20 protein-coding genes are annotated in these 25,933 nt (G+C 34.7%); 7 read left to right on the top strand and 13 right to left on the bottom strand.

The genetic code is table 11. From position 1 onward, the window contains the following. The first annotated feature begins 141 nt into the window (after window positions 1–141). Window positions 142–447, top strand: a complete 306-nt coding sequence (locus M0051_RS02450) for a septum formation initiator family protein (RefSeq protein WP_306739950.1) — start codon at window positions 142–144, stop codon at window positions 445–447. A gap of 497 nt (window positions 448–944) precedes the next feature. Here M0051_RS02450 and M0051_RS02445 read toward each other — a convergent pair whose 3' ends face one another. Beyond that, the gene (locus tag M0051_RS02445; protein WP_306739949.1) at window positions 945–2,213 is read right to left on the bottom strand and encodes a glycosyltransferase family 2 protein; all 1,269 of its coding nucleotides are present in this window, start codon (window positions 2,211–2,213) and stop codon (window positions 945–947) included. Window positions 2,214–2,433: 220 nt separating this feature from the next. Beyond that, window positions 2,434–3,021: an OmpH family outer membrane protein gene (locus tag M0051_RS02440; protein WP_306739947.1), complete on the bottom strand. Its 588-nt coding sequence runs from the start codon at window positions 3,019–3,021 to the stop codon at window positions 2,434–2,436. Window positions 3,022–3,281: 260 nt separating this feature from the next. On the opposite strand from M0051_RS02440, the gene M0051_RS02435 reads away from it, so the two are divergent. Continuing rightward, a complete protein-coding gene (locus tag M0051_RS02435; RefSeq protein ID WP_306739946.1) occupies window positions 3,282–4,193 on the top strand; it encodes a proline dehydrogenase family protein in 912 nt (303 codons plus the stop codon). A 49-nt stretch (window positions 4,194–4,242) separates the two neighbouring features. Here M0051_RS02435 and M0051_RS02430 read toward each other — a convergent pair whose 3' ends face one another. Next, window positions 4,243–4,956, bottom strand: coding sequence for a carboxypeptidase-like regulatory domain-containing protein (locus M0051_RS02430; RefSeq protein ID WP_306739945.1), 714 nt, complete (start codon window positions 4,954–4,956; stop codon window positions 4,243–4,245). Window positions 4,957–4,991: 35 nt separating this feature from the next. Next, on the bottom strand, window positions 4,992–5,564 hold the full coding sequence (locus tag M0051_RS02425; RefSeq protein ID WP_306739943.1) for a nitroreductase family protein: 573 nt from the start codon (window positions 5,562–5,564) through the stop codon (window positions 4,992–4,994). Between the two features lie 151 nt (window positions 5,565–5,715). Between M0051_RS02425 and M0051_RS02420 the strand changes: the two genes are divergently transcribed. Further along, complete coding sequence (locus M0051_RS02420) at window positions 5,716–6,825, top strand: adenylate/guanylate cyclase domain-containing protein (protein WP_306739942.1); 1,110 nt, start codon at window positions 5,716–5,718, stop codon at window positions 6,823–6,825. 41 nt (window positions 6,826–6,866) lie between these two features. After that, entirely contained in the window at window positions 6,867–7,748 is an 882-nt protein-coding gene (locus tag M0051_RS02415; RefSeq protein WP_306739941.1) for a DUF6268 family outer membrane beta-barrel protein, read from the top strand. Window positions 7,749–7,779: 31 nt separating this feature from the next. Here the strand turns inward: M0051_RS02415 and M0051_RS02410 are convergent, their stop codons facing one another. Together M0051_RS02410 and M0051_RS02405 are read right to left on the bottom strand one after the other, a co-directional pair. Beyond that, window positions 7,780–8,361 (bottom strand): superoxide dismutase, encoded by a 582-nt coding sequence (locus M0051_RS02410; RefSeq protein ID WP_306739940.1) that lies wholly within the window; start codon window positions 8,359–8,361, stop codon window positions 7,780–7,782. Between the two features lie 129 nt (window positions 8,362–8,490). Then, complete coding sequence (locus M0051_RS02405) at window positions 8,491–9,093, bottom strand: superoxide dismutase (RefSeq protein ID WP_306739939.1); 603 nt, start codon at window positions 9,091–9,093, stop codon at window positions 8,491–8,493. A gap of 183 nt (window positions 9,094–9,276) precedes the next feature. Here M0051_RS02405 and M0051_RS02400 point away from each other — a divergent pair, with 183 nt between their 5' ends. Continuing rightward, the gene (locus tag M0051_RS02400; RefSeq protein ID WP_306739938.1) at window positions 9,277–10,581 is read left to right on the top strand and encodes an MATE family efflux transporter; all 1,305 of its coding nucleotides are present in this window, start codon (window positions 9,277–9,279) and stop codon (window positions 10,579–10,581) included. Here the strand turns inward: M0051_RS02400 and M0051_RS02395 are convergent. Further along, complete coding sequence (locus M0051_RS02395) at window positions 10,574–11,263, bottom strand: hypothetical protein (RefSeq protein ID WP_306739937.1); 690 nt, start codon at window positions 11,261–11,263, stop codon at window positions 10,574–10,576. The genes M0051_RS02400 and M0051_RS02395 overlap by 8 nt on opposite strands. Window positions 11,264–11,372: 109 nt before the next feature. Between M0051_RS02395 and folE the strand changes: the two genes are divergently transcribed. Together folE and fabD are read left to right on the top strand one after the other, a co-directional pair. Next, window positions 11,373–11,999, top strand: a complete 627-nt coding sequence (folE, locus tag M0051_RS02390) for a GTP cyclohydrolase I FolE (RefSeq protein WP_306739936.1) — start codon at window positions 11,373–11,375, stop codon at window positions 11,997–11,999. A gap of 272 nt (window positions 12,000–12,271) precedes the next feature. Beyond that, the gene (gene fabD / locus M0051_RS02385; RefSeq protein WP_306739935.1) at window positions 12,272–13,162 is read left to right on the top strand and encodes an ACP S-malonyltransferase; all 891 of its coding nucleotides are present in this window, start codon (window positions 12,272–12,274) and stop codon (window positions 13,160–13,162) included. An 82-nt stretch (window positions 13,163–13,244) separates the two neighbouring features. Here the strand turns inward: fabD and M0051_RS02380 are convergent, their stop codons facing one another. From M0051_RS02380 to M0051_RS02355, 6 genes are all read right to left on the bottom strand, one after another. After that, window positions 13,245–16,220, bottom strand: a complete 2,976-nt coding sequence (locus tag M0051_RS02380; RefSeq protein WP_306739934.1) for a PEP/pyruvate-binding domain-containing protein — start codon at window positions 16,218–16,220, stop codon at window positions 13,245–13,247. A 388-nt stretch (window positions 16,221–16,608) separates the two neighbouring features. Then, window positions 16,609–17,649: a 2-oxoacid:ferredoxin oxidoreductase subunit beta gene (locus tag M0051_RS02375; protein WP_306739932.1), complete on the bottom strand. Its 1,041-nt coding sequence runs from the start codon at window positions 17,647–17,649 to the stop codon at window positions 16,609–16,611. A 2-nt stretch (window positions 17,650–17,651) separates the two neighbouring features. Continuing rightward, a complete protein-coding gene (locus M0051_RS02370; protein ID WP_306739931.1) occupies window positions 17,652–19,496 on the bottom strand; it encodes a 2-oxoacid:acceptor oxidoreductase subunit alpha in 1,845 nt (614 codons plus the stop codon). A 348-nt stretch (window positions 19,497–19,844) separates the two neighbouring features. Next, on the bottom strand, window positions 19,845–20,588 hold the full coding sequence (locus tag M0051_RS02365) for a DUF6261 family protein (RefSeq protein ID WP_306739930.1): 744 nt from the start codon (window positions 20,586–20,588) through the stop codon (window positions 19,845–19,847). A 502-nt stretch (window positions 20,589–21,090) separates the two neighbouring features. Beyond that, on the bottom strand, window positions 21,091–22,536 hold the full coding sequence (locus M0051_RS02360; RefSeq protein ID WP_306739929.1) for a RagB/SusD family nutrient uptake outer membrane protein: 1,446 nt from the start codon (window positions 22,534–22,536) through the stop codon (window positions 21,091–21,093). A gap of 59 nt (window positions 22,537–22,595) precedes the next feature. Next, window positions 22,596–25,655, bottom strand: coding sequence for a TonB-dependent receptor (locus M0051_RS02355; protein WP_306739928.1), 3,060 nt, complete (start codon window positions 25,653–25,655; stop codon window positions 22,596–22,598). Window positions 25,656–25,933: the final 278 nt, after the last annotated feature.

Below are 25,933 nucleotides of genomic sequence, written 5' to 3'. Positions count from 1 at the left end.
TTTTTTATTGGGACATTTGGGCTGTGATAAATTCCTGTAAAGACGTATCAATCCTAGGTCTCTACTGATACACAATTTTTTTTACTTTTTCGCCTTTCTACTTTTCTACTTTATTAGTAATTTAGCCGGAAAGACAGACCTATGATTCTTAAGCTCGCTAAAAAATACATTCCTCAGATAATCAGAAGTAAATATGTAATTGCTTTCCTGATATTCTATGTATGGTTATTCTTTGGCGATCAACATTCCATTTGGGAAAGAAAAGAATATGAGTCTAAAATTGAAGCTCTCGAAAAAGAAAAAGCTTACTACCTTGATAAAATAGAGAAAGACAAAAAAAGAATTCACGAGCTAAAAACCAACAAGGAAAACCTTGAAAAGTTTGCCCGTGAGCAATACCTCATGAAAAAGGAAAATGAGGATATCTTTATTTTTATTAAAGATTAATACTTCTGAATACCAAATTCCCCTTTTCAATCAATTAATTCTACCTTCAAAAATCTACACCAAAGTTTCTTTTCAAAAATTTACTATAGGTATTTTCCAATTTTGACTATAGTAAGTTTCCAAAAGATACTAGAGTAAGTTTCCGACACTTAGCATACTAAGTTCTTGATTTTAACCTTAACTCTTTATTTCAACAAGCTATTTTTCTACTAATTAAAACGCATGAACATTCATGATTAAAATAGAAATGAAAGTTTCGGTGCTCTGCACCTATAAAAACATCTAAATTAACAGACTATAAATCTTACGCAGCGCTGCTGCTTTTCTCAATATTACAAACTAAATTACTATGGTACGGAGCACCTATATATTTGTAGACAATTTGAAAATGAAATACAAAAGGTACAGCATACCGTCATTTAATCGAATTAGACTTGTAGAATCAAAAAAAGAGAGCTTTTAAACTCTCTTCTTTGTATTATTTCATAGTACTTGTACTAATTTTCTTTCTCGTAGCTTCTGTAAATATCCAATAACTCTTTGGCTGAATAGATGCCTTTGGTACTAATTCCCAAATCGCTTAACAACTGCTTGGCACAAACTACAATACTTTCCTCATCAATAAATTGCTCGTGTACATTATTCAGGTACTTCAATACCTTAAAAGCATTAAAGGCTCCAAAAAATTTCTTTCTAAAAGTATCAATTGATGCACAGTTTTGATTGATTTCATCCAAAGCTTCAAAGAAATTATCCTCTTTTAAATAGCTACGCACCGAACCTGGCAATTGCACCAACAAATCATTCAAATAGGTATCGTAATCCACCCCGAAGAAATCATCCACTTTATCAAAAAAAGCTTTTAGTTCTTTAAAAGCAGAATAATTATAGGTTTGATAATCTATTATTCCCTCATCAACAAAAGTAGAAACGGCTTTTCCAGTTCCAAATGGAACACGGTCCGACACTCTAGGTGATGGAATAACACGTGTGGTTTTAATCTCGTAAAACTTTCCTAGCGGGATAATTTTCTGCAAGAAATAAAAATCCTCACCAGCCTGACGGCGATTCATTCCTCCCTGCTTAATGTAAGCACTTGCCGACACAGCAAAACTAGAACCAACCGTATGGTAAGCATGTGGATGTCCGGCATAACGCATGGCAAGCATGTAATATCTCAAATACAATTCGTACTGCGCAATGGCATCATAAATTTGCTGATCGAATTCCTCCCCTTCCAATGGATGCTCATAGAAGATATTTGCGCCATTGGCTTTAGGATACTTTTTAAAAAGCTTCTCTATTTCTACCAAATAGTTCGCATCACAAGATGAATCAGCATCAAAACCGGTAATGATTCCATTAGCTTTGTCAATTTGATTGAAACGAGTTACTGCTTCATCCATGGCAATTTTCCTTGCAAAACCTACTCCTGCAAACTTTCTTTTAAGGTTAGGTTGATGAATTAAGTAGAATTTCAGTTTCTCATCCTGATGCGCTTCCATCCAGGTAGTAGCATCAGCAACGGTTTTTGCATTCTGATCCAATGCTTCCTGCTCGGTTTGTTCCCCTGAATTTACAATTACAATTACTTCAACTACTCCATTTGGTCTGTCGCAATTCCACAATGCTTCCAAACTTGGAATCAAGTCCGGCTCGTTGTAACATGGAATTGTTACAATCATATTCAAATTCTCATCAACCGGTGTTGCAATGTACTCTGGGTACATTCTTTGTTTTTTCAGGTATTTATCAGCAAAAGCCATATTTCTATTTTAGATACGAAGGGCAAATATAAAAAACTTCATGATTAAGGGGAAATCACCGAAAGGAATGAGAATACTAAATAGTGAGTGAATAAGATTAAAATTCCTTGCTTAATCATGGACTTTTCAACTATTCTACTTTTTGACTTTTCCAGACAGTAAAAGAAAGGGCAGATAGCTCATCAGCCATCTGCCCTTTCTACTAATTTAAAATCTTCAATTATTTTGCTTCAGGAGTATATCTTGCATTTAAGCCATCGATAATTTCCTGAGTAATATCTAAACCATTTTGCGAGAACAATACATTTCCACCTTTGGTAGTACTTAAAATTAAGCTATAGTTACGAGTTGCATTGTACTCTTTCAAATAGTTGGTAACACTATCGAAAAGACGCTTGCTATTTGCTTGCTGTTCGCCCATTAACTCAGCGCTTAACTCACGATCTAATTGCTGTAAGTTCTGCTGCTTGGCGATTAATTTTTGCTGAGCTTCTTCTGCTCTTTGGCGAGTTAAAAAGCCATTATTTTGAAGCTTACGCTGAAATTCAACTGCTTCTTTCTCTAATTTCTGAGCTTTAAAGTTAAAGTCAGTACGTGAATCTTCTTGTTTCTTCAAAAACTTCTCATTCAAATCACGTGAAAAGTTATAGTTGCTCAATAATGAATCCGTGTTAATGTATACAACAGCTCCTTCTCCAGCTACAGTTTTCACATCTTTCGATTCTCCTTTACCAGAGAACTGAACAAAGTAAAGAATTGCAACAGCAACAACTAACACAGCATTTAATGCAACAGATAAATTTTTCATAGGTATTTAGTATTTAAATTTTCTAAGCTTTATTTGAACACCATTCTGGCATTCCCATTTTTTGATTTTGCCTAACAAATATAACTTTTATAAGTAGACTAAAAAATTCCTGGCATTCAATTTTAAAATCGCCTACTTATTAATCATCATCAAACATCCAAACATTTTGATATGCTGATAAACATCATTCTTTTTCTACTTTATACTCTATACATTGTGAACTACAATTATCAAACGTATATCACTTAAATTTTAACTCAATGTTCAATAAACTTATAGCGGCAACCCTACCCTATATGCCTAAAAAATTGGTTTGGATATTCTCTAAAAGATACATTGCAGGAGAAACCATCGCAGATGCAGTAAGAGAATCGAAGAAATTAAATGATCAAGGAATTAAAGTAACCGTTGACTTATTAGGAGAATTCATTAAAAACCTTGATGAAGCTACCGAAAACAAAGAAGCTTACCTGGAAATTATTGAAACCTTTGAAGCCAACAAGATTGATGGCAACTATTCGGTTAAACCAACTTTCTTTGGTTTATTGCTTGACGAGGAAGTTTGTTACCAAAACATCCGTACTGTTGTAGCAAAAGCTGCTGAATACAATAATTTTGTAAGAATCGATATGGAAGATTCTCCTTGTGTTGATAAGGAAATAACCATATTCAGAAGATTAAAGAAAGAGTTTCCTCATAATGTAGGATTGGTAGTTCAGGCTTACCTTAAGAGAACTCTTGGTGATTTGAACAACATGATGGACATGCAAAATGGTGTTTCAAAATTGAATTACCGTTTGTGCAAAGGAATTTATGTGGAACCTGAAGAAATTGCTTACAAAAAGTACGAAGAAATCAACGAGCATTTCCTAAAGAGTTTGGATTTCATGTTTAAAAATGACGTGTACCCAGGAATTGCAACTCACGATAAACCTTTAGTTGATGGTGCATACAAGCTAATTGAGAAATACAATGTTCCAAAAGATAAGTATGAATTTCAGATGTTATATGGAGTAACTCCTGAGCTAAGAAAATCAATTGTTGAAAAAGGACATACAATGAGAGTTTATGTGCCGTTTGGAAAAGATTGGTTTGGATACTCAACTCGTAGATTAAAAGAAAACCCAAAAATGGCTTCCTTAATTATAAAGGCATTATTTAATAGGGGTTAATAAGCCCAATGAGATGAATAAAAAAGCGGTGAAAATTTCACCGCTTTTTTTATTTCTTTTCTTTAATTCCATATCGATACATTTGTTTCAAGGTGGTTATTTCTTTATCGGTAACCAAATTATCAGGAATTTTCATGTTCTTCTTACGCTTTAATCGTTGCACTTCGGGTAAAGTTCGAAGTGTACTTACTCCCGCCACCATATCCTGAGGAACCATAGCTTTATGCTCATTATCTATTACATGCTGCTTTATCAACAGATCTGTATTTGCTTTGGCATCCATTTTATCGGGGCGCTTGGTTAAGGCCTCGTAAGTAGCCGAATTCACATTGTTCTTTGCTCGAACATACTCTGGAGTATTTACTTTGGCATTAATAAAGGCTTCTCTAAAATCACCAAATCGAGGTAAGATTAAGACCTCCTGTAACGAAACAGTATCTTTTGCCATAAATACCCCAAAAAGATATGAATCTTGCTTTAAACTATCACTTACTACAACTTGAACATTTTGATATCCAACGTAAGAATATTGAATGGTATCTCCAGCATTTACCCAAAATGAGAAGCGGCCAAAAGCATTAGATGTACCCGCTTTTTTATTATTTACCCTATAGTGCGCATAAGGCAATGGTGACAATTCTTCCTGATCCATAACCGCACCTGTAAAAAACAATGAATCTGTTCTTATCTTCTGTGCATTTAGCTTCTCTGTTGCAAGAACAAAACAAAAAAGAGCAATACAACCAATCACATATCTTCTCATTTTACCAGCTTTTTATTAACTCCGCAGAGTTACAATTACAATTCTTCCAATATTATCTCATCGATACTACGTTTTGGCACATGATGAACTCCCTTTTCATCTCTCCAATACTTGATATCTCCATCTTTCATTTCTTCAATAACTACCTCTTCTTTCGGTTTTCCCAAGGCCACTACCTGAATAATTGAAAATCCTTCTTCAATTTTTAGCAGTTCACTAAGTTCTTTCTTCTTAAAAGCATGAATAATACAACCTCCGTAACCACTTTCAACTGCTCCAAGTAACAAATTTTGGACCGCAATTCCATCGTCACTAAAATAATTTTTACCCAGCTCCTCATCATTAATCATCACAACATAAGCCGATGGTCTCTCTCCTTTTTCTGGTCCGGCCCAATCTTGCAAATAACCTGCCCAGGCAAGCTGTTGAAATACAATATCACGCATTTTATCAGATAATACAATCTTATATTTTATGGTTTGTGCATTCCTTCCTGATGCTCCTAATCTTGCCAAATTAATCCATTCTTTAATTTGATCTGAAGATATTTTTTCATCTTCAAAAAATCTTCTGTAACTTCTGTTTTTGGCAACTAAATCTTTTAACATTGCTTAATTTATTATTTTATAATTTATGTGCTTTATTTGTATTACCAAACAAATTACCCCACTACTTCTTAAATTAATTGATTTTTCTCTTTTCATCAAAGAAATAAGTAAATCAATTTAAATTTTATTCTTTGTAATATTAAATTGTGACATGCAAAATCCAATAAGTATTTTGAAATACAATAAAAACACTCGTAAAGTTATCATAGACTTCTTTATTATTATTACGATATGGATAAGCGCTGTATTTATTTGGGATATTCTAACCAGCTTTGATCCAAAAATTGAAGGTGAGATTCCGAAGCATATTTCAGTTGCAGAAATTAACAAGCTAAATTTAGTTTTAGCAGGTTTATTTTTGGGAGGAATATTCGGCATTTTAAATATTTTTATCAAAAGCAAACAAGAACGCCTTCGAAAAAGATCATATGGCCAGATTATTTTCTTCTATAGTATTATTCATATCATCTTAACTATAGTAACAATATTCTTAGTTGGAATTGCATCCCAATTGATTTTAAAAGGTGAAATATCGAGAGAAACATTGCTGGAAATAAGAAGTTTTGTGAGATCAAGTGATTTTTTCAGAATTGTAACTTTTACGTATTTGGTCAGTGCTACTATTATCCTATTTCAGATTATCAATCAAAAATTTGGCCCTGGTGTTCTTCTTGATTTATTACTTGGCAAATACCGTCAACCCAAAGAGGTCAAAATGGTATTCTTATTTATGGATTTAAAATCATCTACAACCTATGCCGAGAAATTGGGACATGTAAAATATAGTCAACTCATTCAAGATTGCTTCAGCGATTTAACGCTTGCGGTTAATGAGTTTGATGCAAATATATACCAGTATATTGGAGATGAAGTTGTACTTATATGGCCTTATAATGATGGAATTAAAAATGCAAAGTGCATCAAAATATTTTTCAGATTTAAGGAGTACCTTCAAAAAAGGTCTGATCATTACATGAAATCTTATGGCTTTCTTCCTCAATTTAAAGCAGGTATAAATGGTGGTACATTAATGGCCGCTGAAGTAGGCGTAATAAAGCGTTCCATTGCCTACCATGGTGATGTAATTAATACTGCTTCAAGAATTCAGGGACTATGTAATTCATTCAAAGAAGAATTTTTGGCATCAAAATTGATAATTACGGATCTGGCTCTTTATAACTCCTTCAATTATTCTTTTATTGATAATATTAAGTTAAAGGGAAAAAAGAAAAGAGTTGACATTTACGCCATCAAAGATTAGCTCTAAATATTTGTTTATTAAGCACTTTATAAAAACATAGCATGAAAAAAGTTTTATTAATAACAGTAATAATTTTGGGTATAATACTTCCCTCTCAAGCCCAAATGCTGCAAGAGAAATTTGGAGCTGATTACGTATTTATTGGCAAAGGTGATTCCGATAATGGGAACGATATCTCTTTTGTGAAATATGACTTTAGATTTAGCATTCATAAAAAGCTAAAAACTCCAGGAAGAAGAATCTTTCATACCTTTAACTATGCAGGTGTCAATATCGATTATGGAACTACTCCTTTATTGGAAACCGATTTAAAAAAATTTCATACCATTTCTTATACATTTGGATATGCACGCCCATTAAAAAACGGTTGGTATCTGACAGCTTTTATAAAGCCTAATATTTCTTCTAATTTTGAATCCTCGGTCGGTTTCGATGAACTAAATTTATTTGGAATGGCTTTATTTAGCAAACCTATCAATCAAAAAAAGAACATGATACTAAATTTAGGAGCAATTTATTCGAATACCATTGGGGTACCTGCTCCTATTCCAATTGTAAGTTTAAATTGGAAACCAAATGAAAAATGGAATGTAAATTTCGGTTTCCCAATGCTTGATGTAAATTATATAGCTAATGAAAAAACTACATTAGGAGCAAATCTATTTATTGCTGGTGAAAATTTCACATTAACAGATAAACTTGTATATAATAATCAAACAAGCCCAATTGATAATGTTAGTATTATGAATGTTGGAGGAGGTTTATTTCTGAAACAAAAATTATCAAAAAAAATTAGTCTAAACGTAAATTCAGGTTATACACTATATCGAAACTTCGAATTTAAAGATGGAAGTGATAAAATCGCGGATTTTGATTTAGATAACAATTTGTTTATAAAAGCAGGTATCTCAGTAAGCATTTAAAAAAAGGGTGATTGAAATCACCCTTTTTTATTTATTCTTCGAATCGTTTTTCAACCAGTTCCCAATTAATGATATTCCAGAAGTTTTCGATGTACTTTGGACGTGCATTCTGAGTATCTAAATAATAGGCATGTTCCCATACATCCATAGTAAGAATAGGCTTAAAACCATCACGCAACGGATTACCTGCATTCTTGGTCTTCATAATGGCCAATTTGCCAGCAGTATCAACTACCAACCAAACCCATCCTGAGCCAAACAAAGTTGCTCCAGCTTTCGAAAATTCTGACTTAAAATTAGCAAATGATCCAAATGAAGCTTCAATGGCTGCTTTCAATTTTCCATTTGGTTCGGCGCTGCCATTTGGCTTAAATGCTTCAAAATAAAAGGTGTGGTTATAAACCTGGGCTCCATTATTGAAGATTCCTCCTTCCGAATGCTTTACAATATCTTCCAGACTAGCATCCTCAAAAGAAGTTTCTTTTATTAAATTATTCAGATTTGTAATGTAAGCTTGGTGGTGCTTCCCGTAATGAAATTCAAGTGTTTTCTTACTAATATAAGGCTCTAATTCGCCTAATTCATACGGTAAAGTAGGTAGTTTGTGTTCCATTTTTTTATATTTTTTTTGATTTTCCCTTCAATTTCACAATAAAAAATCACAAATTCAATAAAAAAACACAAAAAGGCCGATCCTTTATAAAAAGAATCGGCCCCAAAATCAAAAAAACAATAAACAAAACTAATCCTGAAAGCGTTTAACCACTTCCTCCCAATTGATTACTTCCCAGAAAACTGAGATGTAATCAGGTCTTCTATTTTGAAACTTTAAGTAATATGCATGCTCCCAAACGTCCAATCCTAAAATTGGAGTTCCTTTGACATCTGCAACATCCATTAATGGATTGTCCTGATTTGCCGTAGAGGTAACTACTAACTTACCATCAGCTTGTTTTACCAACCAAGCCCAACCTGAACCAAACCTTGTTGCCGCTGCTTTTGAAAATTCTTCTTTAAAAGCATCAAACGACCCAAAGTCTTTTTCGATTGCGGTCAGCAAATCACCACTTGGTTTCCCTCCTCCATTGGGGGACATCACTTTCCAAAACAAATCATGATTATAGAATCCACCTCCGTTATTTCTAACGGCAACAGAATGTTTTGATACATTGGCAAGAATATCTTCGATACTTTTACCTTCTAAATCGGTTCCTGCTATTGCAGCGTTTAAATTATTTGTATATCCAGCATGATGCTTAGAATGGTGTATTTCCATTGTTCTGGCATCAATATGCGGATCTAATGCATCGTATGCATAAGCTAATTTTGGTAACTCAAATGCCATATATTTTGTATTTTTCTTATGGTTGATATAAGTTTATTTGTCACTAGTAGCAAATCTAATTTTTACTCAGATTAATTCCAAATTATTTTAAGAGTTTTTTGTCTTTTATTTCGGAGACCAAATGTTTTTTCCTTTAGTACTGTATTTTTAACTACTTTCGTGCAGTAAATAAAAAGCTGAATCGTGAACAAGAAAATCCTAAATATTGCAGTACCCAACATTGTTAGTAACATCACCATTCCTTTATTAGGACTTGTTGATTTAGCTCTAATGGGTCACTTAGGCAAAGTGGATTTTATAGGTGCTATTGCCTTAGGCGGTACAATATTCAACTTTTTATACTGGGGTTTTGCATTTTTACGAATGGGAACTACAGGAATTACTGCTCAAGCTTACGGTGCAAGAAATTTGGGCGAATCTATTCTGTCCTTATCACGTGCACTTACTGTTGCTCTAGCTGGGAGTATTCTTATTTTAATACTTCAAAAACCAATAGCTATGCTTAGCTTTTGGTTAATCGAGAGCGAAGAATCAGTTGAAACCATTGCCAAATCATACTTCTATATACGAGTTTGGGCTGCACCTGCAACCATTAGCCTTTATGCTTTAAACGGCTGGTTCATTGGCATGCAGAATGCCAAAACTCCCATGTTAATCGCAATTGTGGGGAATATTATTAACATATCACTATCGGCATTTTTTGTGTATGGATTAATGCTAGATGCAAAAGGGGTAGCCTTAGGAACCTTAATTGCTCAATACTGCAGTTTATTTTTAGCATTATTCTTCATTCTAAAAAATTACAAACGCTTATTTAAGTATTGGAGTGCGAAAGGTATGATGAAGGTTAAAGAATTGAAACACTTTTCCCTAGTCAACAAGGATATCTTCATCAGAACCCTCTGTATTATATTTGTTTTCACCTTCTTCACAACCGAATCAGCAAGTGTAAATAAAGAAATTTTAGCAGTTAACTCATTGCTACTACAATTCCTTTTCATCTTCTCCTATTTTATGGATGGATTTGCTTTCGCTGCAGAGGCTTTAGTAGGTAAATTTATTGGTGCAAACAATTCAAAAAATCTGGCTAAAGTAATTCGATTGTTATTTATATGGGGGATTGGCATTAGTGTATTATTTACAATAGCATATGGATTATTTGGCATCGATATCTTGTCAATACTCACCAATGCTGAGTCTACCATTAACATTGCTAGAGATTATTTAAAATGGATTGTGCTTTTGCCACTCCTAAGTTTTGCATCATTCCTAATGGATGGAATATTTATTGGTGCCACAGCTTCAAGTTATATGCGCAAGACAATGATGGCAGCAACCATTCTAATTTTTATCCCTCTTTATTACTTTCTAAACGGTGCTTTAGAAAATCATGGACTTTGGATTGCTATGTTAGGCTTCATGTTTACCAGAGGCCTTTTTCAGGCAATTTATTACAAAAAAGCCGTTTTGGTTCATTTCTCTAATTAAGCATTACCGATTCATTCAAAACCTCTTCAATTGTTTCACTTACCACTTTTACCATTGGCTCATCAGGGGTAATCTTGAATTGTGCATTTTCGATATTTTCAAGCACATAAAAAAGCTGAATTAATTTCACATTTTCCTTTTGGCAGATATAAAGCAAATTCGCCCCTTCTCTACTGATTACATCAGGATAATTCTTGATATAGGCATTAGCTAAAGAGTTAAGCTTTGTAGGAATGGCATTGCAAGTAATTCCACTCACCTTTCTAAAATCAGAAAACACTTCTGGAATCAAAGTATCGTTTTCTAATATTTCATTTTTAAATGGAGCTTCGTTTTTATTTCGTTGTTGTAAATCAAAAACAGAAGCAAAATTACTTTCCTCACCAATTCCAATATCTCCAAAATAATCATCAATAATACATACCAATTGATTTTTTTTAACCTGATCCTTTAAAGCGTAGCACTGCCCAAATTGCAAAACCAAATCGTACTTGTTTTTACCTATGGCTTTCGTATACTCATAGGCCGACATACTGCCTCCATATCCCGAAATTAGTATATCTATAGATTGATTTTGATACTTGAAACGAGCATAATTATGCCCCAGATTTTCCTCTAATTCAAGTTGTGAAATAAAATCTTTGAGCACATCAAATGTCTCTGTAATGATTAAAATATCCATAAATGCAAGAACTTAGCTAAAACAAAGAACCTAAAAGTTTGTTTATTAGGTGAAATTATTACTTATTTTGCAGAGCAATACAACGACTTATTTAAAAACACTGTGACGAATGGAATTTTCAATTAACGGACAAGAAGATAAAGGATTCACAAAAATAGAAAAATACAATCAGGAAACTACAGAAGAACTGATGTATCACTATAAAAAAGTTTTAGAATTACTTGGTGAAGATGCAGAACGTGAAGGTTTGGAGAAAACTCCTTTGCGTGTTGCCAAAGCCATGCAGTTCTTAACGCAGGGATATCACATTAAACCAGAAGATATTTTACGATCGGCGATGTTTAAGGAAGACTACAAACAAATGGTGATTGTAAAAGACATTGAGGTTTATTCGATGTGTGAACACCATATGTTACCTTTTGTTGGAAGAGCTCATGTAGCCTACATTCCAAATGGATATATTACCGGACTTAGCAAAATAGCTCGTGTGGTAGATGCATTTGCTCGCCGATTACAAGTGCAAGAACGCTTAACTACGCAAATTAAAGACTGTATTAATGATACCCTTAATCCTTTAGGCGTTGCTGTGGTTATTGAAGCTCAGCACATGTGCATGTCGATGCGTGGTGTTCAAAAACAAAATTCAATTACAACTACTTCCGATTTTACGGGAGCATTTGAAAATCTTGCAACTCGTGAAGAGTTTATTCGATTGATTTCGGCAAAAACGATCTAAAATTTATCAACCTTACCGGTATTAAGTATATTAATCCGTTTGCAATAAAATTCTAAAATTGCAGATTGCGAACGGATTAAATATATTTGTGCCCGGAATATTTCAAAACTTACCATGATTTTTATTCTATATGTATGGATATCGAATAATCATCACAAATTGAAAAAAAAGTATGAAACGTCCATGACTAAATAATTATTAAATCATTAATATGAATGATTATTTACTCATGGTAAGTTCCATCTGACAACTTAAAACAAAATTATAAACAGATGAAAGCATATGTATTTCCAGGGCAAGGAGCCCAATTTGTTGGTATGGGTAAAGACCTATACGAAAATTCGGAACTTGCTAAGGATCTTTTCGAAAAGGCTAACGAAATTCTAGGTTTCCGCATTACTGATTTAATGTTTGAAGGAACTGACGAAGATCTTAGACAAACTAAAGTTACTCAGCCTGCAATTTTCTTGCATTCGGTAATTTTAGCTAAAACACTTGGTGAAGATTTCAAACCAGAAATGGTTGCTGGTCACTCATTAGGTGAATTCTCAGCATTGGTTGCAAACGGAACTTTATCTTTCGAAGATGGTTTAAAACTGGTGTCTCAGCGTGCAATGGCTATGCAAAAAGCTTGTGAAATGGAACCTTCAACAATGGCAGCAATCATCGGTTTAGATGATGAAACTGTTGAAAAAGTTTGTGCAGAAATCGAAGAGGTAGTTGTTCCTGCAAACTTTAACTGTCCTGGTCAGTTGGTAATTTCTGGTAGCATGAAAGGCATCGAAATTGCTTGTGAAAAGTTAAAAGAAGCTGGTGCTAAAAGAGCTTTACCATTGAAAGTTGGTGGTGCATTCCACTCTCCATTAATGGAGCCTGCTCGTGTTGAGTTAGAAGAAGCTATCGAAAATACAAACTTCTCAACTCCAGCTTGTCCTGTATATCAAAACGTAAATGCAAAGCCTGTTACTGATCCAGCTGAAATCAAGAAGAATCTTGTTGCTCAGTTAACTGCTCCAGTACGTTTTACTCAAACAATGGTAAATATGATTGCTGATGGTGCAAGTTCATTTACTGAAGTAGGTCCTGGTAAAGTAATCCAAGGATTGGTGAAGAAAGTTGATCGTAAAATGGAAACTGCTGGTATTGATTCATACCAAGGATAATCCATCTTTAAATAATACTAAAAAGCTGTCCTATTGGACAGCTTTTTTTATACGAAAACAGGAGGCCTAAAGCCTCCTGTTATTATTTAAAACTAATCACACTAGTTTGTTTTTTGCCGTCCATTAAAATCTCCAATGGTTCTTTAAAACGAACATGTTTGAAGTAATGAATTTGCTCAATTTTTTCCTGCTTATCCAGCATTTCCATGTTCACAAAATTCAATTCTGAATTATTCTTGATTGAAAAATAACCCACATTCATCGATGTTACATTGTGGAAGAAATGAGAACCTAAAGAAGCATCCAATGGAAAATCTTCCAAACCCTGCTCTACAATTACTTTGGCATTTGATATTTGCGACCAAAGAACTGGAATTCCTGTAAACTTATCGCGAGTTCCCCAGCGCCCCGGACCAAACAATACATACTGACGATCTTGCTCTTTCATTTTTTGGTTCAAAAGCTCCATTTCCTCAGCCATTTCTTCGGTCTTGGTTCTGTCAAACTTGCTTAAATCCATATAAATTACATCGCGGATATGGTTTACTTTTCCATTACCCATACCTTTATTGGCAAGCATAACCAATTTGTTGCGATCCACCTTCGACATATCAATATCAACACTCATTTCCTGACGGATCAAAGGTTTAATCTGGAGCAAGTGGAAAGTTGGATTTCCGTCTTTACCTTTCGATAAATCAATGGCATACTCAATTTCTACAGGTGCTCCCATGGCTTGTTTGAAGATATTCAACAATACACTTAGGGCATGTGCAACTGGTACCTGATTGTATTTTAAGATATTTGCAAAATCAACCACTCGTGGTCCACGTAAATTCAAATCTGGTTCTAACCTGTCATTCTGGAAATCATAAACCGAAGCACAGTGCAATAAATTGCCATCTTTCTCTGCTTGTGCCAGCTCATATTTTATAGTTACTGCATCTTCTCCATCGTTAATCAAATCAATATTCTCCTTTTGCATATCAATCGCATAGAAGTATTTCTGAGAATCTTTAATCTGATCTTCGATTGAAGCCAACTGCAACTTAGGATGCTCAGGACAGAATCGATGAGTTTTTTCTCCACCCACAACATACTTTCCTAATCCGATTGCCATTACCGAAAAACCATCTTCTGGTTTCATGTATGAAAACGGATAATAGTTGTACGATTGTGCCACCCCACTAATATTAGGATAGAACTTGCCATTGTATTCCTGACCAACAACTTCCTGTATGATTACAGCCATTTTTTCCTCTTCAATCTTGTAATCAACCGCACTGAAATACGATTGGGCTTCAGGAGTAAAAATTGAGGCATAAATTAATTTAATCGCAGTAACCAGATGTTGGTATCTCACTTCGATATCCGGATCATTGTTTGGCAACAAATAAGTCGCATAAACTCCGGCAAAAGGTTGCATTAGCGAATCCTCGAATAATCCTGAAGATCGAACCGCAATTGGTTTATTGATCTCTTCGAGATACTGGCGAAGCTTCTTTCCCAATTTATCCGGAATATCTCCTTTAAGGAATAATTCTTTTACCTTCTTGTAATTCTTATCAAGGTAAATTTTATCGTAAAGGTTATTTTTCTCGATAAAATTATCATACTCATCAACCCCAACAATAGCCGTCTTAGGAATCGATATATTGATGTCCTTAATCAGTTTCTTAAAGTAGATGTTCTCAATAAAATTACTCAGGAACGCAAGACCACGACCTTTTCCTCCTAAGGAACCTCTACCCATACGAACAATGTAATGATTGGAATTTACAATGTTCGGCTTAAATCGAATAATTCTACCTCTTAGCTGCTTAATTCTTGAAGCTTCGAATACGTCCAAACAAAATTTTCTTAGATCCTTTACGGATTTGAAATCTTCAATCTGATATCTTCTTAGCTTCTTGGCCACGTTAATCTCTCCACGAGCCATTAGCCAAGTTGAAATTCCATTTCGTTTGGAGTGAAAAAGCAGCGATTCATCAGGAATGTACTTTAATTTTTCCTCGAACTCTTCCATTGATTTTGCAACTGCAACACGTGTACCACTTTGATTACGGAATACAAAATCACCAAATCCCAATTTGGTATAAATGAAATTATAAATATCCAATGCTAAAGTATCACTGTTTTTGTTTATAAAATCAGCATCAACCTGCATTGCTCTGATTGCATTATCGGTATCATGCGATTGCATCAAACATGGAATTCTCATGTTTTTTGCCTGCACGTATTTTATTAAATCAACACCCGAATCATCATCCAATTTTCCATCTCGTGCAAATCGAACATCTGAGATTACACATAGCAGATTCTCCAGATACTTATCTACAACATCAACAGCATCTTCGAATGTACTTACCAAGATTACTTTCGGACGAGCACGCATCTTTAAAATCTTGTGCAATTCATCAATATCACCTTCGTCCGAAATTACCTTTTGGGTTTGTGTCATCACCGAAGTGTATAACAAAGGAAGGTACCTAGAATAATACTTCACCGAGTCTTCTGCTAAAAGAATTACACGAACATCTCCACTCTTGGTATCCGTCTCAAGGTTCATTTTATCCTCGATATATTTGGTCATCGCCATGAATATCTTAGTTGAACCATTCCACACAAATACGCGGTCGATATTGTTTTTGATTTTATCAGCTGCACGATCGAAATAAGCCAAATCACTATTGTTATTCACCAAAACCAAAACAGGAATTTCAGGATCTACTTTTTTGATTTCCTGACTTAGCTCTAATGGCGATTCTTTATCCAAACCAGCCATTAAAATTACCATATCGTAATGGCGATTCTCTAAAGCATCCAGTGCTTCTTCATTTGTAGCAACACTTGTAAAACGCGGCGCTGCATACAAATTCAACTGTAAATATTCACCTACAATTTTATCTGAGAATTGTCCTTCACGAACAATTGTATATGCGTCGTAATAAGTTGCAATCAACAGAATCTCCTTCACTTTGTAAGGCATCAATTCCTGAAAAATATCACGGTCGTTTTTCTTTCGCTTATAAATTTTCGAAATCGAAATTTCTTCCATATTCTTTAACTAATTTATTTAGTGTTGTTGTTTCCCTATTTTATTACAAAGTTACTAATCTTAATGGTCTGTTGGACTACTTCAATATCAGTAATTTTTCAAACTACAATGGTAATTATTTTTATAATAAAACGGAGCTAAAAGGCTATACAAATTACTAATTATTTGCAGTTTTACTTTTTAATCAATCAGATTAAATCTTTAAGAAGTTCTACATATCATTTAGATGAAGCTTAAGTACTTAATCATACCATTGTAAAAACCAATACTAATAAATATTAAAAGGAATCTAGTAAGGTCAGAAAGTGTGATTTAATTTCTGATATGGCATAAAAAAAGAGGGAACCAACGATTCCCTCTTTATAATATATCAATTGAAAAGTTTTAATTACTCAACTTCCCAAGTATCACCACTGTTCAATAAGTCATCCATACATTTGATTGACGATTGCGCCTGAACATCTTTAATTTGCTGTACCATTTTTTCTTCATAAGAAAGGGCAGCTACATCACGAATTACACCAAACGCAACTGGGTACTCAGGTGCACTCATATTCGACAATAACCAGTGCATATGTGGATCTGGCGTATGAGCATCATGAATCAATATATCTTGTTCGGTAATACCATGTTCGCCAATGGTAACAACTACTAGTTTACCATTACCTCCCATTACCAATCCTTTGTTCTTTTCTTTACCGAAAATCATTCTTTCGCCATGACGAAGAATCAACTGATATTCTTCTTTGGTGTTCTTATCAGTAATCAAAGAATGTGTTCCATCATTATAGATTACACAATTCTGAAGAACCTCAACAATTGATGTTCCTCTATGCTTTGTTGCATCCAAAAGAATTTCAGAAGTTAACTTGATATTGGTATCGATTGATCGAGCATAGAACTTAGATTGAGCTCCCAATGCCAGCTCTGCAGGATGGAAAGGTTGCTCAATGGTTCCGAATGGAGATGTTTTGGTTACCATCCCTTGTTTCGATGTTGGCGAATACTGACCTTTAGTCAAACCATAAATCTCGTTATTAAATAACAAGATGGTCATATCTATATTTCTACGTACAGCATGTATAAAGTGGTTACCACCAATTGCCAATGCATCGCCATCACCAGAAACCTGAAGGATTTCCAAATCAGGATTTGCCGATTTAGCACCAGATGCAATAGCTGCTGCTCTACCATGAATTGAATGGAATCCGTAAGTATCCATATAATATGGGAAACGAGAAGAACATCCAATACCAGAAATCACCGCAAAGTCTTCTTTTGGTTTGCCCATTAAAGCCATTGCTTTCTGTACCGAATTCAAAACTCCATGGTCGCCACATCCAGGGCACCATCTTACTTCCTGATCACTCTTAAAATCTTTTGGAGTCAATTTCTCAGGAGCCGGTTGCTTTAATAATGTATCTGCCATGATTATTTCTCCTCCAATAATTGATTAAACTTCTCTTTCAATTCCATTACAGTAAATGGTAAACCTTGCAACTTATTGTATTGTTCGAATTTAATATCCTGGAAGTTGCTTCTTAGGTATTCAGCAAACTGCCCATCATTCAACTCACAAACGATAACTTTTTTATAACGCTTTAATACCTCTTCTGTATTTTTTGGCAACGGTAAAATATAGTTAAAGTGAGCCAATGCAATGCTCTTGTCTTCTTTCTGAAGCTCACGAACAGCTGTTGTAAGGTGACCATATGTTCCACCCCATCCTACAACCAAAACATCTGCATTTTCATCTCCTTTAACAGGAAGATCTGGAATAAAGTTAGCTACTTTTTTAACTCTTTCAGATCTGATATCAGTCATTACCTGGTGATTTTCCGGCACGTATGATACAGTACCTGTAACATCCATTTTTTCCAAACCACCAATTCTATGTTCTAATCCTTTTGTTCCTGGAACAGCCCATTTTCTAGCCAATTTCTCTTCATCTCTGGCATATGGCATGTAATCATCGCCTTCTTTTGCCAAAGGAACAGTAATTGGTGAAAGATCTGCCATTTTTGGTATTCTCCATGGCTCAGCACCATTTGCAAGGAAACCATCAGTTAAAAGAATAACTGGTGTCATGTGCTCCAATGCAATTTTACTTGCTCGATATGCATACTCAAAACAGTTTGAAGGAGTACTAGCCGCAATAACAGGCATAGGACACTCACCACTTCTACCGTGAATCGCTTGCATCAAATCTGATTGCTCAGTTTTGGTTGGCAAACCTGTTGAAGGACCTCCACGCTGAACGTTTACAATTACCAATGGTAACTCAGTCATAACCGCTAAACCAGCAGCTTCTGTCTTCAATGCCAAACCTGGACCTGAAGTTGTTGTAACAGCAAAATTACCTGCGAAACTGGCTCCAATTGCAGTACAAATACCAGCAATCTCATCTTCGGCCTGGAATGTTTTAACACCCAAATCTTTACGAGCTGCTAATTCTTGTAAAATCTCTGTTGCAGGAGTAATTGGATATGATCCACAAAATAGTGGTAATCCAGCTTTCTCTGCTGCTGCAATTAGTCCCCAAGCTGTTGCTTTGTTCCCTGTAATGTTACGATAGGTTCCTTTCTTAATTTTAGCAGGAGCTACACTGTAATTGTATGCTAATGCCTCAATTGTTTTTGCAAAGTTATAACCTGCACGCAACACTTTCTTGTTTCCATCAACCACCAATGGGTGCTTCTTAAACTTGCTTTCGATAAATTCTTCGGTATGTGCCAATGGACGATCAAACATCCAATACACCATACCCAAAGTAAACATGTTTTTGCTTCGAAGAATACTTTTCTGATCCAGTCCTGAATCTTTCAAACACTCTTTAGTTAAAGAAGTGACTCTAGCCTTAATCAGATTGTAATCCGCCAATTTATCATCCTGAAGCGGATCTGAATCGTAACCTGCTTTCTCAAGATTTCGATCTGTGAAACTATCCTCATTCACGATGATTGTTCCACTAGCTTTCACCCATTTTAAGTTAGCTTTTAGCGCTGCTGGATTCATAGCTACCAATACGTCGGCATAATCACCTGGTGTATGTACCTCGGTATGTCCAAAGTGTAATTGGAATCCTGACACACCTCCAACTGTTCCTTGTGGAGCTCTAATTTCTGCCGGGTAATCCGGGAAAGTAGCTACATCATTCCCAAATAATGCGGAAGTATCGGAAAATTGAGTTCCTGTAAGCTGCATACCGTCTCCGGAATCACCAGAGAATCTAATTACAACTTCTTCCTTTTCAATGACTTTTGTCTTTTGACTCATGACTGTTTTAATTTAATCTCAGATTAAATTTTTTTGTTTTTTAGTTTATTGCTGTTGAATTTCATTAAACCAAGTAAACCCTCGTTTACATGTTATTTAACATGGTAAAGGTAGCGTTTCCCCAATTCTAGACAAGAAAAGATATGAAATTTTGCTTACTTTTTGCAAACGTTTGTATAGTAAAAAGTTACACTTAACTTATGTATATAAATTAGTCTGATTTTGAGTTGATTAAGTCTTAATAAGGAGGAATCTTAACTTTGAAATGTAAGAATTAAAATTATTTCAACAAAAAACCGAAACAAGCAGAAATGCTCATTTCGGTTTCTATTTAATATGAATCTATGATTATACTTCTGATTCCTCAATTACCTCCTCATTATTCTTTCGTCTGGTAATTCGTGCCTTTGCAATGGTATTGGCATTTTTTATTTCATCATTAATACCATTTATCAATTCAAGATAAGTTTCATCATTGCTTGAGATATAATTTAATTCTATAGATTGGAAAAGGTAAGCTGTGATTTTTTTTATGGCTTTCCTTGCCTCGATACTCTCACTTGTTGGTTTATTAATTCGTTCATCTCTACGTTCATTCCATAAAGTAAGAAAGGATTGTTGCGCACTTTTTAACTCGTTATGCCACTCCGTTAGCAATAAGATAGTAATTGCATCTTTGGCGTCTTTATTTTCATCTAATTCAAGAATCAGGTTTTCCAGTAATGAAGTTTCTTTGGAATAGCTTTCGTTGTGAATCAGTAAACCATGATTTTCAATGATTCTCCACAACACTTCAGCGGCGTTTCGCCAGGCCTCATTGTTTCTAAGTCTGCAGGCCTCAACATATGCCTTTATAGCTTTAAAGCAATTATCACGAACATCATCCGCTTCTCGTATCAATTCAGTTTTATCACTCCCCCTGTCAAGACCAATTGATACTTCTAGTTTTTTAAATGGCACATTTAATTTATCGAGCCACACTTTTAGTTTTAAAAGCTCAGTATCTACTCCAGAAACAATTGCAATAACAATTTTAATAAAGTTGTAAATTTCCGTGTTCGTAAGGTTTCGATAATTTATTTTTTCAAACATGTGTATAAGATTTTAAAAAGTTATTAGGTACTATTAAAATTATTGTTTAATTTTTTAATAAACAATACACCTCACCTTTTTTTTACAATTAACTGGTTAGTTATATCCTTACATCTTACTATTGAACCATATTTGAATCACTATCACATCCTATAAAAGTATATTGTAATTGATTAATGAATTACTTTAAACCAATCCACTTCATATGCAATTCTATTCCCAAAGCATTTCCTAATTACATTACAAGTGTAGTTGTCCCCACAATATTCATGGGTATATCAAATGCAAATGCAGAAATATTCACCTGCTACTTGGTAGCGATAATTACATTTGCTTTTATTTCCCACTTGTATTTGTCGATATATAATGTATGTGCAATTACAAGTAAGAGTTGTTTCGTTGGTATATTTTGGAAGTGCATTTGAATAAAACTACACAAAGTAGAAATGAAAAAAGAGGCTGCCAAATGGCAGCCTCAAATATCTATTATTAGATTACTAATTTATTCAGCATAACCAGGGTTTTGCTGAATATTATCATTAACATTTAACTCAAGTCTTGGAATTGGTTGAATGGTTTTGAAATCATTATAAGCAATATTCATTGGAGCAACAACTAGGTGATCATCACCTATTCTTACAACATCCTGCTTATTTCTCATTAAATCAAAGAAAGTATGTCCTTCTCCAATAAACTCTTTTCTCTTTTCTGTAATAATTCGATCAATGTTGATATCGCCGCCCGCTAATACATCAGCTTCATCAGTACGACTTTCAATTACAGTATTGATTAAAGTAGCAGCTTCTGCAGCGTTGCCAGCATTTACTTTATAAATTGCCTCAGCAGCAATAAAGTACATTTCAGATAAACGGATCAAATGCAATTTATTTGCGAATTCATCAGGATACTTAATGCATAGGTAATCTGTTCCTGTTACGTTACCTTCATCGTCCTTTTGCACATCTTCCTCAATTGCCTTAATACGATCATCATTTGCATTAGCATACAATAGATCTTTGAAAGAATTAGTAATCATCATTGAGCTATAACCTGTTTTGCTCCACAAGTATCCAACACCTTCACGACTTGGATTATCGTCATCAGTGTTGATTAAAGTAAAAACTCCTTCTTTATTGTTATAAGAATTAGTCCAACTAGCTTGATAATCACCGTAAGGAACTAATGAGTAGTTAGTATCTGCAATAACTTCTTTAGCCAAATCATAAGCTAATTGATTATCTCCATTGAATAGGTATACTCTAGCCAAAAGGGCTTTTACTGCAGTTTTGTTGAACCAACCTTCAGTAGAAGCAGATGCAGGCATTAATTCAATAGCTTTTTTCAAATCATTGATTACAAACACATATCCTTCTGCAAGGTTTTTACGAACAGGTTGTTCATCTTTTGTAATTACGTGATCAGCATGAACAATACCCAATTCTGCAGTTGGGTTATCTACCGAAGCAGGAATTCTAGCAAAGATTTTTAATAAATCGAAATGAATTAAACCTCTTAAAGCATAAAAGTTAGCTTCAATTTCGGCCTTCTGTACATTCTCTGCATCTCCATCAGGCACCATCTTTTCTATGTTTGCAAGAGCATTGTTTACTGAAACCAAACATTTGTATGGCTGTGTCCACATTCCTGAGTTACCAGCCTCAGTTGTTTCAGTATATCTATACATTTCGTCATCACGCTTATTGATCACTGATGAACGAACATCAATGGCCTTTAGATCGCCATATACAATGTAATTTGCACCATAATACTCTTCATCCTGCATTAGTGATAATACACCATTAACCGCATTTCTACCATCTTTCACAGTATTAAATGCCTGGCTATCTTCTAATTTATCCGTAGGAATAACATCTCCCATCCAATCCTCAGAACATGAAACCATGCCTAATGATAGGAGTGCTCCTAACATTAAAATATATTTTTTCATTACTTTTCTTTTCAGTTAATTTAAAATTTCTTTTTTAAGAATTTTTATACTCAATTCCTTTAAAATTTAACTTGCAAACCAAAAGTTACAGTCTTCACTGGTGGAAAGTCGAAGCTATTCAATACTGTACCTCTTGAAGTTGTTTCAGGATCAAAATCTTCAATTTTACTTAAAGTTAATAGGTTAGTAGCACTTGCATACAATCTAACATTAGTCAAACCTACTCTAGAAACTAGATCCGTAGGAAGGCTATATCCAAAGTTGATACTCTTCAAGCGTAGGTAAGAAGCATCTTCTAATCTACGAGATGAATTGTATGAAGAATTTTGAGGACTTGAATAAACCACTTTTGGTAATTTCGCATTAGTATTCGTTGGAGTCCAATAATCTTTCAACTGAGCCTTAGTTACCGCTTTGTTCAAGCTAGCTCCATCGTCTAAAACTGAATAATAAGGATCTATATAAGCATCACCACCAATCTTGAAAGTGAATAAGAAGGATAGGTCAAAGTTTTTATAAGACAAGCTGTTGTTGATCGATCCTGTTAGATCAGGACTACCATCACCAACAATTTTCTTATCTGCATCTCGAGAAACTTCTGTAACATCCCACTTTCCATCATTATCATTATCTACTCTCTTCTCATTTTCAAGAACATACCATTGAGCATGACCATTAGTAGGATTTACACCTGCCCAATCTCTCACATAAATAGAGTTGAACGATTCTCCTTCTCTAAGTATGTATGGGAATGTATCTACATTGTCACCACCTTCTAATTTATCGATAGTGTTTTTATTGTGTGCAAGATTCAATCTTGTAGTCCATGAGAAATCGTCATTCTGAATGTTAGTAGAAGTAATGCTAACTTCAATACCTTTATTAGTCATTTCACCTACATTATCCCAATAGTATCCAAACCCAGAAGTTCTGGTAACTGGAACTTGTAGTAACAAGTCTGAAGTCTTTCTGTTGTAGTATTCAATTTCAACATTTAGGAAGTCGAAAAGACGTGCTTCAGTTGCAATACTAAAAGTATTGTTCTTTTCCCATTGAAGATCAGGGTTAGCAATTTGCGAGTAAGTTGCACCTGGAACTCCGTTGTAGTCTTGACCAAACGAATATAATCCATACGCACCAGTCCATGATGATGGCAATGTACCATTTGCACCATAAGATGCTCTTAATTTCCAATCATTAACGAATGTTACATCATCCATGAATGATTCTGAAGAAATCCTCCAAGATCCAGAAACAGAGTAGAAGTGTCCCCAACGGTTATTGCTACCTAAACGAGAACTAGCATCAGTTCTGTAACTAAACGAAGCATAGTATTTGTTATCGTAATTGTAGTTGAACCTTGATAATACAGACTGCATTCTATCTCCATCAGCATTAAAATATGCTCCTGTAGGCTTAGCTGCAACGTCAAGGCTTTGCTTCACATCATTAGGGAAGTTTTTACCTTCAGCATACATCATTTTATCCTGAAGTTTTTCTGCTTCGTAACCAACTAATAAATCAATGTTATGAATTTCATTAATCGTAGTTGTATAGTTTACGATATTTGAAGTAGAAAGCTTAAGTCTTCTCTTATTCATTTCATAAGCATAACCATTGAAGCTTTCGCCATCCTGTGATTTAGGTGACCAGTACTTAGAACCATACATCTGAGTAAAGTCCATACTGTTAGTTGATTTGAAAGTTAAACCTTTCATTAAGTTTAACTTCAAATATCCTTGGTTTGCCAAAGTCCAAATATCATTTCTGTTAACATTTAAACCTTCTTCCTTTACCAAGTTTGGTTTTTTACCACCTTCAACTTCAGCATATGACCCATCAGCTTTTTTAATTGGAGTTAACTGATTCAAGTAAGTTCTAGTTGCATACATTGGATTCACATAGTAATATCCGTTTGTAGGAATTACATTTTGCTTCATTCTTGACAATGAAGTGCTAAATCCAAATTCAATTAAATCATTGGCTTTGTGATCTAAATTCAATCTACCAGAAGCACGGTTGAAATCAGAACCTACAGCTACACCTTCAGTTTCAAGGTAGCTTAAAGAAGCAAAGAATTTTGTTTTTTCGTTCCCTCCAGCTGCAGAAAACTCTACATTCTTAGTTGTACCTGTTCTGAACATGGCGTCATCCCAGTCGTAATCAGAATCTGGTCTATTGGGATCATATTGGCTAAAGTACCCTCCGATGTCACTTACTGCAGCAGCTTGTGCAGCGTCTTCAGACATACCTTTATACTCAACAAGATAGTTTTTGTAACCTAACACTTTATAGTCAAAAGCTTCTTTTGGTGAAGCTAACTCTAATGTTTTAACTGCGAAATCAGAGAAACCCATTTCAGATTTAACTGTGAACTGAGTTTTACCAGCCTTACCTCTTTTAGTAGTAATCAAAACAACACCGTTAGCAGCACGAGAACCATACAATGCAGCAGCTGCAGCATCCTTCAAAATGGTCATACTTTCGATATCGTTTGGATTCAAAGACGACAAAGCTCCTAAGTTTGAGCTTGATCCCAAGCTGATATTATCATTTGTCAAGGCAACTCCATCAACAACATACAATGGTTCATTAGAAGAATTAATAGAACCAATACCTCTAATTCGAATCGAAGTAGCAGAACCAGGCTGACCTGAACCGCTAGAGACTTCAACACCAGAAGCCATACCAGCCATTGCCTGAGTTACAGACACCACAGGTTTACTCGCTAATTCATCAGCTTTAACTTGAGCAGCAGATCCAGTAAAACTAGATTTTTTTGCAGTACCATAAGCAACAACCATTACTTCATCAACCCCAATGGATTCATTTTCCATTACTACATTTAAAGTTGAACCAGTAATAGCTACTTCTTGTGTAGTCATACCTACGAAAGAAAAAACCAATACATTTTCACCTTCTGGAACATTTAAAGAGTATTTACCATCGAAGTTGGTTGTGGTACCGATGGTTGTACCTTTTACAATTACGGAAACTCCAGGAACAGACAAACCATCTTCGGCTGCAGTTACCACCCCTGAAATTTCTCGACTTTGAGCTAGAACGCCCTGCAATCCTATAAAAAATAGGATTAGCATCGAAACTAAACTTTTTTTCATAAACTTTTAGTTAGTGGTTAATTATTAAACATCTAATTATATATACGGTCTAAAATCTAATTTTTACCCTATTTAGATCTCAGAAAGAATATTTTCCCTTTAGAATTATTAAAAACGAACTAAAGGATGTACAACTACTTTCTTTAATTCATTTTTGAGATTTTTTTGATACCCCTATCAAATCTCAGTCACCAAAAGTGTGAAAAATTCTTAAAATATCAAATCATTTTTTTCGTAAACCTTTTAAATCTAAATAAAAACAGTTCGTATACCTTACA

This window comes from Marinifilum sp. D714, from assembly GCF_030851345.1.
Taxonomy (GTDB): domain Bacteria; phylum Bacteroidota; class Bacteroidia; order Bacteroidales; family Marinifilaceae; genus Marinifilum.
Note: the sequence above shows the minus strand (reverse complement) of the source record. Positions and strands in the feature narration are given on the sequence as shown.